This window comes from Bacillus rugosus (assembly GCF_023238245.1).
Lineage (GTDB): Bacteria > Bacillota > Bacilli > Bacillales > Bacillaceae > Bacillus > Bacillus rugosus.
Genome location: NZ_CP096590.1, coordinates 1,906,567 through 1,919,483, shown reverse-complemented (window position 1 = coordinate 1,919,483; position 12,917 = coordinate 1,906,567). Strand labels below are relative to the sequence as shown.

Genomic DNA, 12,917 nt, shown 5'->3' with positions numbered 1-12,917 from the left:
ACAAAGAAAAGGAATCATGACGGGTAATTCGGGAGAGAGACCTGGCTTTCCTGATATACTATTTTATAGCATCTTTCATCTGTTATACTTCTAAAATGTATTGATTCAATATAGCTTTTAATTGCTCCTGTCTTCCAGATTCATTTTTAATTTGTTTATTATTAAGCGCATATTGCTCAAGTGTTCTGAAATTAGCTCTTCCTTCTATAATTTCAAGACCAATCCCTTCAGTAAAGCTGCGATAACGATGTTGAATCACATCTTCAAACACACGGTCCTCGATTAATTTGTGGGCGACTTTCAATCCTCTTGCAAATGCATCCATCCCTGCAATATGGGCATATACTAAATCATCAGGCTCAAAAGAAGATCTTCTGACCTTCGCATCGAAGTTTAATCCCCCGCTTCCAAGGCCGCCATTTTGCAGGATTTCATACATTGCTAATGTCGTAGAATATAAATCTGTCGGAAATTCATCGGTATCCCAGCCTAAAAGGGGATGACCCTGATTTGCGTCAACAGAGCCAAGAAGGCCATGTACTCTTGCAACCCGTAATTCATGTTCAAATGTATGACCGGCTAATGTGGCATGATTGGCTTCGAGATTTAATTTAAAATGATTGTCTAAACCATATTGCTTCAAAAAGGCAATGGTTGTTGCTGCATCTGTATCATATTGATGAGTGGTCGGCTCTTTTGGTTTTGGTTCAATTAAAAACTGTCCTGTATACCCGATTTCCTTCGCATAATCCACTGCCATATGCAAAAATCTCGCTAAATTATCAAGCTCCAATTTTAAATCGGTATTTAACAATGTTTCGTATCCTTCACGGCCGCCCCAAAATACATAGTTCTCGGCGCCAAGCTCTTTTGCTGTTTCTAAGCCTTTTTTCACTTGTGCTGCAGCATACGCAAACACATCTGCATTGCAAGAAGTCGCAGCACCATGGACGAAACGGGGGTTCGTAAACATGTTTACGGTATTCCATAATAGCTTAACGTTGCTATTTCTCATGTAATCTTTAATCATGCCAATGATCATATCTAAATTCTGATTTGTCTCTTTTAACGTACTTCCTTCTGGTGCAATATCTCGGTCATGGAAAGCGAAGAATGGTACATCTAGTTTTTCAAACAACTCAAATGCTGCTTCTACTCTCACCCTCGCGAGATCCATGCCTTTATAATGATCCCATGGTCTTTGCATCGTAGCTGCTCCAAAAACGTCTGTGCCATCAGCGGTAAATGTATGCCAATAGGCAATAGAAAATCGCAAATGCTCTTTCATCGTTTTTCCGCTGATTACTTCTTGGGAATTATAATATTTAAATGCTAAAGGATTCGTGGAATCTTTCCCTTCGTAAACCACTTTGTTTACGCTTCCAAAATAGTTAACTGAATTAGAATGAGATTGAGCCATGTGATTTCCCCCTTAAAAATAAATTAAAAACATAATCCTTCAAAAGCAGGTGCATTTTTTGTAAGCTGATAAGTTAGTTTATTGCCCAAACAAACTAACTCATTTTCATCTTATATAACCTCATCAGTATTTTCAATATTTTTTTAGTTTTTCATAAACACATTAGATATAATAAAGGTAAGATTAGCTATATACTATGTCATATCTAAAAACAAAAAATAAACTTAATCTAAAGATGATACAAATGGAGTGGATGAAGTGGATAGCGCTGATCAAACCTTTGTCAAAAAAGTAAATCAAAAGTTGTTATTAAAAGAAATACTTAAGAATTCACCTATTTCTAGAGCAAAATTATCTGAAATGACTGGATTAAATAAATCAACTGTTTCATCACAGGTAAACACGTTAATGAAAGAAAATCTTGTATTTGAAATAGGTCAGGGACAATCAAGCGGCGGACGAAGACCTGTCATGCTTGTTTTTAATAAAAAGGCCGGATATTCCGTAGGAATAGATGTTGGTGTAGATTATATTAATGGCATTTTAACAGACCTTGAAGGCACGATCATTCTTGATCAACACCACCATTTGGAATGCAATTCTCCCGAAAGAACCAAAGACATTTTAATTGATATGATTCATCACTTTATTTCACATATGCCACAATCTCCGTATGGGCTTATAGGTATAGGCATATGCGTGCCTGGGCTTATTGATAAAAATCAAAAAATTGTTTTTACACCGAACTCCAACTGGAGAGATATTGACTTAAAATCATCCATACAAGAAAAGTTCGCTGTGACCGTTTTTATTGAAAATGAGGCAAATGCTGGCGCATATGGTGAAAAAGTATTTGGTGCGGCAAAAAATTACGATAACATTATTTATGCTAGTATCAGCACAGGGATAGGGATCGGCGTTATTATCAATAATCATTTATATAGAGGAGTAAGCGGCTTCTCTGGAGAAATGGGACATATGACAATTGACTTTAATGGCCCTAAATGCAGCTGCGGAAACCGAGGCTGCTGGGAATTGTATGCTTCAGAGAAGGCTTTATTAAAATCTCTTGAGACGAAAGATAAAAATGTGACCTATCAAGATATCATAGACCTTGCCCACCTGAATGATATCGGCACCTTAAATGCATTACAGAATTTTGGATTCTATTTAGGAATAGGCCTTACCAATATTCTAAATACTTTCAATCCACAAGCCGTCATTTTAAGAAACAACATAATTGAAGCGCATCCTATGGTTTTAAATTCAATTAGAAGTGAAGTGTCTTCCAGGGTCTATCCTCAATTAGGCAATAGCTATGAATTATTGCCTTCTTTCTTAGGAAAGAAGGCACCGGCATTAGGAATGTCCTCTATTGTTATTGAACAATTTCTGGACATGGTTACAATGTAATTTTTATTAAATGCACAACTCATCTTTAAAGATGAGTTTTTTGTTTTAGAAGTATGCACATAGGGCATCTTGTAATAGGAAAAAGGAGTTCCAAAAAAAGAATTCTCCTTTTTCATGTGCACATTATTTTTCTTTATAACGAAAATATTTAAAGTCGGCCGGAATATGATTTCCACTAGTATCTTGACATTGCATCCCTACAAAGGCTCCCGTGAAGAACCCTCCACCACGTATGTAATCATCAGATAATTTTTTCGATTCCAATGTAATGTCAATTTTGTGCCAATTTTCCTTGTTAAAAGAATAAAAATAATAATACTTCTCCTGTTCAATATTTGCTCTTAAATATACATACTTTACTTCACGAGGAATAACAATTTTATTTTTTAATGGTTGTGAAAAAGCAAAGTTATCACATATTGTTAAATAAAGAATACGACCAAGTTCTTCATCATACGTGACTTGAAGAGCCGTCCAGTTCTCTGTATTGTAATAATTCACCAATCCAGCGGCTTGTTGAAAATTTTCCGGATAAAACTCAACAGCAGTTTCGGCTTCAAAATGGAGACTTTGCCAGCGTCTGGCTACAAATGCCTGAGTAAATGTCGAGGTTAATGATTCATGACCGAATAATCGTAAATGATTTGGCGCTTGAGTCAATGAACCTAATTCATTCGTGAATGGAATCCTTAAAGTTTGAAAATTTATATTTAATTTTGAATCCTCAAATTCATCAACTTCCGGGTACGTTGCTTCAAACATGGTTTCGGGTATAGAAGGTGCTTCTACCTCCAAGCTTCCTTCTTTTCCACCTTCTACATAGGGCCATTCATCTTTCCAGTAAAGTTTTTGAATAGCTGTTTCTCTGCCCAAAGGACAATATCCTCTCTGCTGAAAAATTGAATCATCGTCAGGGTGAATAGGACGTCCCGTTAAATGAGCTAAATACCACTCATCTGTATGTGTTTGAACAATGGATGCATGTCCACATTTTTGCAATGGATTTCCTGGGTCATGCCATGACGTTAAGATTGGATTATCGGGATGAACTTCATATGGTCCCTCAATATTTGTAGAACGGGCAATTGTAGCAGCATGTTCGAACCGTGTTCCTCCTTCTGCAGTTAATAAATAATAATAGTTCCCGATATGATAAAGGTGCGGAGCTTCTGTCAGTTTTCTATCAGTTCCTTCAAATATAACTTTTGGTTTACCGATTAATTTTTGCTCTTTATCAGAATATTCCTGTATAACAATTCCTCCAAATGAGTGCCGATCAATACGGTGATCCCATAACATATTTAATAAATATTTTTTTCCATCCGTATCATGGAACAAAGAAGCATCAAACCCCGAGCTATTTAATGTAATCGGCTCCCCCCAATCACCATTAATCGTTTCACAAGTAACTAAATAATTGTGACAATCTTTCCATGCGCCATCTACTACCTTAACATCCGTATAGATCAGCCAAAACTTCCCATCACTATAGCTTAAACATGGTGCCCAAACCCCACCTGAATTTGGATTTCCTTTCATGTCTAATTGTGAAACTCTCTGTAATGGATGTGCAACTAAGTGCCAATTTACTAAATCTTTTGAGTGGTGTATCTGGACTCCCGGAAACCACTCAAATGTAGATACAGCGATATAATAATCCTCTCCTACCCTACAAATACTTGGATCGGGATTGAATCCTTTAAGTACTGGATTGGTAATCTTCATTTGGGACTCCTCCTCAGTTTATTTTCTTTTTTAAGCTTTGAAATCATCAATATGATCCAAATAAACTTTGTCTCTTTTCTCTAATTCTCTAACCATGTTTCTATATTTTTGCTCATCTAAGTTATAAAAGTGAATATCAATTAAAGCTAGAGCCAGCAAGAACACGGGAATAATGGTTGTTGTAATTAAGATTCCAGTTAATGCCTCCGGAGTTTGTGCCTGATTTGCCACATATCCAAACTTATCTAGAACCAACCCCGGGACAATCCCTCCCAAGGCCATGCCAAATTTAAAGAAAAATCCGATAATAGCATATATGAGCCCACCCATTCTTTTCCCAGTCCTGTACTCCCCATATTCTATTGTTTCAGGAATGAGCGCCCACATATATCCGCCGGCAGTGAGACTTCCAGCAGCAGCGATTAACCGAAAGAAAAGTATGAGGTATACATGATTTGGCGGAACAAACAGTAAAGCTAAGAGGCCGATCATATTCAGTAATAATGCGTAGTTTAGTAATTTCTTCTTCCCCAATAATTGATGAAGCCTCGGAATAAACGGTAAAATGACCAAAGCGGGCAAACTTCCTATCAAACCGTACCACTTCACCAAATCCTCTCTTTCTAAATTATACGTTACGTAATAAATGCCCACCGAATTACTGATTGAATTCACTCCAAAAATAATAATAAAGAATATACTTAATACAACAAGTGGACGATTAACACGAAATTGCTCAAATATATCCGAAAATTTAATTTTCTCTTCAGATTTTTGAAGAGTGACACGCTCTTTTGTGCTTTTAAAACAAAAGATTAAAAGGCACCCGCCTATCATTCCCAAAATACCCATGGTTAGTTGCCAGCCAAGAGATTCGTTGCCGGAAGTATCGCTTAAATAAGCAGCCAGTAAGGGAACAAAAAATGCAACGACAAGTCCCCCAAGATTGGCAAATAACATACGCACAGATGTTATACTAACAACTTCTTGATTATTTCTGGTCATTGCAGAAGTTAACGCGCCATATGGAACGTTTATCGTTGTGTATGTAAGTGACAAGCCAACATAGGTCAAATAGGCATATATTAATTTCCCCATATCCGAAAAATCCGGGGTTGTAAAACAGAGTATTGCCAGTACGACAAATGGAAATGCTCCGAATAAGAGATACGGTCTAAAGCGCCCAAACCTGCTATTCGTTCTGTCAACTATTGTTCCAATAAAAGGATCAGCGAGAGCATCGATTATTCTAACCACTAAAAACATAGTACCAGCTGTTGCTGCCGGTAAACCAAATATATCTGTATAGAAGAACAAAAGATAAGTAGACACTGTTGCATAAATTAAATTGCATGCAAAATCTCCAGACGCATATCCAACTTTTTCAACCATGCTAATCTTCTTTACATTTTCACCGAGCATGATTTCTCCCCTTTTCAATCCTTTAATATGGAACAATGGGAAACGATATGAAAATTTCCTCAAACGCACAGGAAGAAAACGCTTTCAAAAAAGCGTAAAAGATTATAGTGGTTTACTTCCAAAGAGTATTTTCATCATTTAAATGATAATCAGCAAGCAGGAAATTCATCTTTTTTCGCCATACCTTATATGTCTGGAAAAATCAAGCCTCTCATCCCCCCTTTATCCATATTTGTTTAAGCCTAAATCTTATGGACAATAAAAGTTCATCCATTTAGTTTGTTGCTTAGACAAACTAACTTGACTTAATATTATATAATCCTTTTGACTATTTCAATACATTTTTTCAGAGAATTTAAACAAGGGGTAAAATAAATATTGATTTTTGACTTCTTTCTGTATACTCAGTGTGCCAATATTTAAGAATCAGAAATAACGCCCACTCCTTTTAATTTAGAGTAAGAATGGTGTGACTGATGAGAATTTAATAACTGTGATATTTATCTTTATAATAAATTAAATCCAAGCAAATTCCATGTTGTTATTTTCTTACACTTTGTTTTAAAAATGAACAAAAGAGAATACAGAAATTCATTCTGTATTAGTTTATTCAATATGCTAATTTTACTTTGATCTTTATGATTCTTCTTTATTCTTCTATAACCATCTAATAAAGACTATTATAAACTTAAGATAATCATCAATAGTTAGCAAATGATATTTCGCTCCATCATCCTCAATAGTCTACAATGCAAATGGCTTTAAATCTTCAAGCATTCTCATTTTAATACGACTCCATTAAATTTATAGGGAAAGTTATAAACCTGAGGGAGAATACCCTACCTCCAGCAATGCCAAGGCCGTTCGCCTAGTAGAAAACAACCTTTAACCATCACTAAGGCATATATTGGAATTTCAACTAAGAGACCGTCACCTCTTACTAACTCACAATTACAATGATTATTGATTTCTCAAGGATCAGCAACCCGTTAGCTACCCCTGATTAAAGATGATCTGTTACCACACTGTTACGTTAGAACTTCCACTACTTTGATATCCCTCTGTCGCTAAGACTTGGTAAGACCAATTACTACCCAGATTCATTCCATATCTCTTCCATGCGTTAACGTGATTACTGAAAGTGATTGTAGCGTTGCTTCCAGTTGGTCTCTTCGACTGGCGAACACTCCAGTACTGCGTAAAAGTAGTTTTATCGCCATCAATGGAAGGTGCATTATAACGTGTAGTTGTATATACGTCATATGTACCCCCATCACTGTAAACCGTACCTTTATACGTTCCAGTAGGTCTATAAGTCCCCCATGAATCCACTACATAATATTCTATGAGAGGTGATCGCGTCCAACCATATAAAGTCAAATATCCATTGCCATTCGGCGCCCAAACTCCGGCATTATAGTTTATTGTCCTGAATGGGGAACCTATAGTCCAACCTTTACCAACAACGAAATTTCCGGTATTAGACCAATTCACACTGTAATTCCCGCCAGACCCATTAACAGCGTTTACTGTTCCGCCTCCATCCGTCCAATTTTGCCAGTAGTCTGTGCTAGCTGCAGAGGCGGTTGCGGAAAACAAGCTAATACTCATTAAAGCTGCTGTTAACCCAACTAAGATATTCTTTTTAAACTTAAACATTTGTTACCTCCTATAATATTTTTTCTGACTTTGACATGAGGTAGCACTCGTATATATTTAAAACATTCTTAATTACTACCCCCCAAAGCTTTTGATCGTCCCCTTCAATATAATACCATGAGTTCACGAGTGAATATTACATATATTTGTAATTTAATTACAAGGACCCAAAAATTACATTATAGGTAATCTTGTTTCACTAACCTAATCCTTTTTTCGTAGAATCGTAATTCTTGTTTCTAAATCTGATGGAGTAATATCTGCGTTAATCCCCATTTGAACCATTCCATATAAAGGAGATATACATTAGAGAGTGTGAAGTCATTTTAGCTGCCCCAGGTGGCGCTCCTGACTTTGAAGCTGTAATGGAACGTTTCGTGTCCATAAAATCAGCTCATAAGGTTGTTTACTGTGTCTTCAAATGTTATCTATAAAGACGGTCAGTCAATAGCAGCTAAGCCGCTCGCTGAGCGTAAGACAGTTTTAAATTCACTTGAACTGAATCATCCAAATGTCTTTGTTATCGAAGGATTCAAGGAAACGAACACTAGCTTACTTTGCCTTGGCCAGCACAGTTTTAAGACTAAGCACGGTAAAAATCGCATGCCTTCCTTTGAATCCTGGAGAGTATAATCTCTCCGTTACATCACTCCTTAGTGCCAAGCAATTAAAACCAAATGAAAATTTAGTCCATGGATCAATTTGTTGCTCCCTGTTGAATCAATGTTTTATTTTGACAAATCTCATTTCACCTTTATTAATGAAAGCAGCCATATGAATGTCATATAAAAGAGAGTTCATTTTTCAGCTCCTTGAAATCTAAATAACATCACGATTTTAAGTTAAGTGAGTATCATCTTGAGAAACTCCCCTTTAATTGTGCAAGGGTTTTCAGTAAGTGGTTGGTTGACTCACGAGATTGCTATGGCTTGTCTATTTATATTTCTAATAATTTATAATTTTGAACATGCTAAGGATTTCTCTAAAAAATCTCTAATAGCATTAGGAGCAATCTTTATAACTCTAATGCTAGGTATTTATCAACTCCTTTCCTTGACCGGTGATTACTTTGATAGCCACAGCGTAAATAGTAAATAACGACAAAGGAAAATTAAATTCGATTCTAAATTATTTAGAATTAAAGTCAATGTTTTCAGACGCGGAGGATTTAGCAGCAGATGCAGCGAAGTATTACAATGAAAAAGAAGACCATAAAGTGGCTGTTGCTTATTATGAGAAAGTGCTTTATGCCCGCAACCAAATTCAGAGAGGGGATTGTCTTTATAAAACTTAAACATGCATCTGTCTTTATTTTAGCCATTGTTTTAATTGGATTTGTAAGCATTTATTTAACTAACACTCAAAAAGATGTCCAAGAAGCACGCAGAGGACATACAGCAAGTGTTGGTTATTTCACTGATGGACATTCATTTGAAATTGCTAGTAGAGGTCATACTTCTTAAATCTGTATCATTTCCCCTTCAAATTTTGAAGGGGGTTATTTTTATGATTTATGTCTCCCAGTAAGTCCGGCTCTGTGAAGCGCAGTTCCTGCAGGAGTATAAGAAACTGCTCTCAGAAGCGCTGTCGATTCGTATTTACTTCTAATTCCAACCATAACGAATCCAAGCTTTCTTTTTTCAAACAGGCTTATTTTCTGACTAGAGTCATCTTCAATAGAATCGTTATTATCATTATTTTGACCGATGTTCCCTTTTTAAAGAATCATGTATGATCGTTAAAGAATGCACTTTCAAAGGAGGGTATCGTATGAAACGAGTGTTGTTGCTTCTTGTCACTATATTGTTTATGAGTTTGTCTGCAGTCACTTCTACTGCCTCGGCTCAAACAGGTGGATCGTTTTTTGACCCTTATAACAGCTATAACTCCGGATTATGGCAAAAAGCAAATGGTTATTCTAATGGAAATATGTTTAACTGTACTTGGCGTGCGAATAACATATCAATGACGTCATTAGGTGAAATGCGTTTGGCGCTAACAAGTCCATCTTATAATAAGTTTGACTGCGGAGAAAACCGCTCTGTTCAAACATATCACTATGGACTTTATGAAGTCAGAATGAAACCAGCTAAAAACATAGGCATCGTTTCATCGTTCTTCACTTATACAGGTCCAACGGATGGAACTCCTTGGGATGAGATTGATATCGAATTTTTAGGAAAAGACACAACAAAGGTTCAATTTAACTATTATACAAATGGTGTAGGAAACCATGAGAAGATTGTGGATCTCGGATTTGATGCAGCCAATACCTATCATACGTATGCGTTCGATTGGCAGCCAAACTCTATTAAATGGTATGTCGATGGGCAATTAAAACATACTGCTACAAGCCAAATTCCGACAACACCAGGAAAAATCATGATGAACTTGTGGAATGGTACGGGTGTAGATGAATGGCTCGGTTCCTACAATGGTGTAACACCGCTATACACTCATTACGACTGGGTGCGTTATACAAAAAAATAATGTCAGATGTTAAGAGCCTGCTACCCCCGATATAGCCTGGCTCTTATGATTGTAATGTGAAGTTGTTGGCATTCCCTATAGTAAAACTGAAGAGCAAATTAAAGAAACAATTCTATTTTTAAATTTATTGAATTGGTTTCTTAACTAAATAATAACAAAAAACGATTATATTTTTAGTCGCTTTTTGTTATGACTTATTTTCACCAGTAAGGCCAGCTCTATATATTGCCGTCCCTGCAGGCGTATAAAAAGCAGCCCTTAATATCGCCTTTGAACCGTACTTATTTCTCATCCCGCCCATTACAAATCTAAGCTTTCTCTTTTTTTCATTGTCTTTTTCATACAGGCTTAACTGCTGATTAACATCCTCCTCAATATTGGATAAAGTAACTGAAATACTTCTCGCTGTTTTGTCTGTATAGAACTTATCAAACAGTATCAAGTAAAGTAATATTGATAAATATCCCAGATTCAGACACACCATCAAAGCCATTTAAAATAGGCATTATAAATCTTTCTATAGCCGAAGTTGATATTCTGTAATTCAGCCAAATGACGATGCATAATCACTTGACTCTAATAAGCAGGATGACGTTCACGCTGTTGTACTCAATATGAGCTCTAAAGATGTACCGTTTAATCCTAATCGGGCTGTTATTATTACAGATACAAAGGAACATCTAGTATCACAAATGTGAAACTAGGCCGGAGACTTTTTGGGAAAGGTTAATAGATTTTCTGGTTACTTAAATACAGCAAATATTAGTAGCATTCAGGTGATCATCCCCACCTTCTCGCTAAATTAAGGATTGAGAAAAGATTTGATCTAAAAATAATGAGTTTGAGTTTTAATAAAACTAAGAAAAAATACATGTACTAACCCAGGCTCTCTTCGGGCTTTCCTATTCACTAAAAACAGAACTTACATTGTATTTTCGTCATTTAAGATATCTCATCCAAATAAAAAAATCAGTAGTAGCAGTGTAAGGACAAAAGCTGTAACAGTAATTTGAAATCCCTTTGAAGCTTTCTTTTTATTTTTCAGATTGTTTGTCATATAGTAAATATATTAGCATCTCTTCAATTTCTTTCTCTAGATCATTGTTCTTTACATCAAATAATGTTCCCCTACCGGTTCCTTTAAATCCACCGTAGTAATACCATAAATCAATTGTAAAAGTGTCTAAATCTTCATCATAGGCTGTCACAGTTCCATAATTAATTGTTATTTGGGAACGGTATTCTTTTTCCAAGCACCTCTCAGCTGTTAAATCACTTAACACATCTCCATCTATGTCTCTACAAATTTTGATGCTTAGGTTACGTTTGCCCTGACTTCCAAAAACATCTGTGTATTTACGTTGCAGTTTTTCTGCTACTACTTCTCCTAAGCCTTCCAAGGCATATATGTTTTGTTTTAATTCTAGATTTATATCCTTCTCTAGAATATGCAAATAGCCATCAGCGATTGGTCTTTGATTTTTCTGTTTCTTGAATATAAGTCTTAAAGCTTTCCACACATGTTGTCCTCCTTACAGTTTAAAGCGAAACTAAACGCCAGAAAGAATGAACTCTCTGTCCTATGCTGGCTGTTATACCAACTATGTTATGTACAGGATATTTTATATTCGGGATGTATTCAAAACTGATTAGAAAGCGAGTTTTCAGGAATGCCAATACATAAAATCATTTTATGAAGATTAGGCTGGCATTGCTGACCAATCGATTGTTAAAATTGATTTTTTAACGAGTGTATTCCTGGTATCTCAGAGAAGGGCGACTTCTAAGATGCCTACATGGAAGCATCTTAGAACATTGCTACAAACATAAGTTTATTGTTGGAACAAAAGAGAATATTAGAAATTAATTCTGTATTAGTTTTTTCAATATGTTAATTTTACTTTGGTCTTTATGATTCTTCTTTGTTCTTCTATAGCCATCTAAAAAAGACTTATTATAAACCTTGAGGTAATCCTCAATAGTTAACAAATGATATTTCGCTCCACCATCTTCAAAAACCTCTAGGCTATTATAGTCTACATCTGCAAATGGTTTTAAATCCTCTATATAAGCTATGCCTAACTTAGTATTCGCTTTCCTAAATTCATGCTCGTGTAAATTAACCATTTTGTATCCTTGCAGTTCCATAAGTTTTTTTAGTTTTTCCCACTTTTCCCCTAAAAAGATTAAAGGAATAAGGATATCAATATCTTCTGGGGAAAAGTCCAAGCCAGTTACCTTTTCCAGACCTAAAGATCCATATAACAATGGAATAATGTCTAACTCTTTATTAAGAGTTTTAGCTATATTTATAAATTCATTATACAATTTCATTTTTGACATCCCCCATTATTGGTCAATAATGATTTAAGAATCAACTGCTCCTTGACGTTTCTTAATTTCTCAAATTCACCTTATAGTAAATATACCCCTACCCCTTTTTTCAATTATAATACGAATTGGAATTTAGAGGGTAGTTGTTTATTTAATAAGGGGAAGATGTTATGATGCTCATTTTACTTAAATTCAATTGCTGTCATTGCCTTGTCGAGAAAAACTGAGTCCCGGACCCAAAAGATTAAAGCAAACGAAATGCCAAATAAGTAAATTTCATATCCCATTACAAAGTTTAAGGTGTTCTTTGGAACAATAATTACAGCGAAGAATAGTCATACGAGTAACTGAACAGATGCAAAGGCCGTACTGATACGTTCATGTCACTATGACCAAGAAAGCTAGTTATATTTAAAACCCATCTATTTATATCTTCGTTCAATTTATACCTACT

At 35.7% G+C, this 12,917-nt stretch carries 10 protein-coding genes and 5 pseudogenes; 6 read left to right on the top strand and 9 right to left on the bottom strand.

What is annotated here, in order from left to right; translation table 11 throughout:
• Nucleotides 1-82: 82 nt before the first annotated feature.
• Nucleotides 83-1,420, bottom strand: coding sequence for a xylose isomerase (gene xylA / locus M0696_RS09505; protein ID WP_248602716.1), 1,338 nt, complete (start codon nucleotides 1,418-1,420; stop codon nucleotides 83-85).
• A 258-nt stretch (nucleotides 1,421-1,678) separates the two neighbouring features.
• On the opposite strand from xylA, the gene xylR reads away from it, so the two are divergent.
• Entirely contained in the window at nucleotides 1,679-2,833 is a 1,155-nt protein-coding gene (gene xylR / locus M0696_RS09500) for a transcriptional repressor XylR (protein ID WP_166852560.1), read from the top strand.
• Between the two features lie 123 nt (nucleotides 2,834-2,956).
• On the opposite strand, the gene xynB is transcribed toward xylR, so the two are convergent.
• From xynB to xynA, 4 genes and pseudogenes are all read right to left on the bottom strand, one after another.
• Nucleotides 2,957-4,558, bottom strand: coding sequence for a xylan 1,4-beta-xylosidase (gene xynB, locus M0696_RS09495; protein ID WP_222142886.1), 1,602 nt, complete (start codon nucleotides 4,556-4,558; stop codon nucleotides 2,957-2,959).
• A 30-nt stretch (nucleotides 4,559-4,588) separates the two neighbouring features.
• On the bottom strand, nucleotides 4,589-5,980 hold the full coding sequence (locus M0696_RS09490; RefSeq protein ID WP_248602715.1) for an MFS transporter: 1,392 nt from the start codon (nucleotides 5,978-5,980) through the stop codon (nucleotides 4,589-4,591).
• A 593-nt stretch (nucleotides 5,981-6,573) separates the two neighbouring features.
• Nucleotides 6,574-6,754: pseudogene (locus tag M0696_RS21060) on the bottom strand (hypothetical protein); the annotation flags it as partial.
• A 243-nt stretch (nucleotides 6,755-6,997) separates the two neighbouring features.
• The gene (xynA, locus tag M0696_RS09485; RefSeq protein WP_222142884.1) at nucleotides 6,998-7,639 is read right to left on the bottom strand and encodes an endo-1,4-beta-xylanase XynA; all 642 of its coding nucleotides are present in this window, start codon (nucleotides 7,637-7,639) and stop codon (nucleotides 6,998-7,000) included.
• 317 nt (nucleotides 7,640-7,956) lie between these two features.
• Here xynA and M0696_RS09480 point away from each other — a divergent pair.
• The 3 genes and pseudogenes from M0696_RS09480 to M0696_RS09470 form a co-directional block, all read left to right on the top strand.
• Nucleotides 7,957-8,207 (top strand): annotated as a pseudogene (locus M0696_RS09480) (ATP-dependent DNA ligase); the annotation flags it as partial.
• A 278-nt stretch (nucleotides 8,208-8,485) separates the two neighbouring features.
• The gene (locus M0696_RS09475) at nucleotides 8,486-8,737 is read left to right on the top strand and encodes a YoqO family protein (protein WP_222142883.1); all 252 of its coding nucleotides are present in this window, start codon (nucleotides 8,486-8,488) and stop codon (nucleotides 8,735-8,737) included.
• Between the two features lie 80 nt (nucleotides 8,738-8,817).
• Nucleotides 8,818-9,102, top strand: coding sequence for an aspartate phosphatase (locus M0696_RS09470; protein WP_248602714.1), 285 nt, complete (start codon nucleotides 8,818-8,820; stop codon nucleotides 9,100-9,102).
• Between the two features lie 41 nt (nucleotides 9,103-9,143).
• On the opposite strand, the pseudogene M0696_RS09465 reads toward M0696_RS09470, so the two are convergent.
• A pseudogene (locus tag M0696_RS09465) lies at nucleotides 9,144-9,320 on the bottom strand (DNA polymerase); the annotation flags it as partial.
• A gap of 89 nt (nucleotides 9,321-9,409) precedes the next feature.
• Here M0696_RS09465 and bglS point away from each other — a divergent pair.
• Entirely contained in the window at nucleotides 9,410-10,129 is a 720-nt protein-coding gene (bglS, locus tag M0696_RS09460; RefSeq protein WP_222142882.1) for a beta-glucanase, read from the top strand.
• A 187-nt stretch (nucleotides 10,130-10,316) separates the two neighbouring features.
• On the opposite strand, the pseudogene M0696_RS09455 reads toward bglS, so the two are convergent.
• Nucleotides 10,317-10,571 (bottom strand): annotated as a pseudogene (locus tag M0696_RS09455) (DNA polymerase); the annotation flags it as partial.
• A gap of 592 nt (nucleotides 10,572-11,163) precedes the next feature.
• Nucleotides 11,164-11,649: a hypothetical protein gene (locus tag M0696_RS09450; RefSeq protein ID WP_222142881.1), complete on the bottom strand. Its 486-nt coding sequence runs from the start codon at nucleotides 11,647-11,649 to the stop codon at nucleotides 11,164-11,166.
• Between the two features lie 160 nt (nucleotides 11,650-11,809).
• On the opposite strand from M0696_RS09450, the pseudogene M0696_RS21130 reads away from it, so the two are divergent.
• Nucleotides 11,810-11,884: pseudogene (locus tag M0696_RS21130) on the top strand (hypothetical protein); the annotation flags it as partial.
• A gap of 108 nt (nucleotides 11,885-11,992) precedes the next feature.
• On the opposite strand, the gene M0696_RS09445 reads toward M0696_RS21130, so the two are convergent.
• Nucleotides 11,993-12,463 (bottom strand): hypothetical protein, encoded by a 471-nt coding sequence (locus M0696_RS09445; protein ID WP_166852578.1) that lies wholly within the window; start codon nucleotides 12,461-12,463, stop codon nucleotides 11,993-11,995.
• Nucleotides 12,464-12,917 lie beyond the last annotated feature (454 nt).

Bases quoted from the DNA above. Each gene is read 5' to 3' on its own strand.
- xylA (WP_248602716.1), bottom strand. From the start codon at position 1,420: ATGGCTCAATCTCATTCTAATTCAGTTAACTATTTTGGAAGCGTAAAC.
- xynB (WP_222142886.1), bottom strand. From the start codon at position 4,558: ATGAAGATTACCAATCCAGTACTTAAAGGATTCAATCCCGATCCAAGT.
- M0696_RS09490 (WP_248602715.1), bottom strand. From the start codon at position 5,980: ATGCTCGGTGAAAATGTAAAGAAGATTAGCATGGTTGAAAAAGTTGGA.
- xynA (WP_222142884.1), bottom strand. From the start codon at position 7,639: ATGTTTAAGTTTAAAAAGAATATCTTAGTTGGGTTAACAGCAGCTTTA.
- M0696_RS09470 (WP_248602714.1), top strand. From the start codon at position 8,818: ATGCAGCGAAGTATTACAATGAAAAAGAAGACCATAAAGTGGCTGTTG.
- bglS (WP_222142882.1), top strand. From the start codon at position 9,410: ATGAAACGAGTGTTGTTGCTTCTTGTCACTATATTGTTTATGAGTTTG.
- M0696_RS09445 (WP_166852578.1), bottom strand. From the start codon at position 12,463: ATGAAATTGTATAATGAATTTATAAATATAGCTAAAACTCTTAATAAA.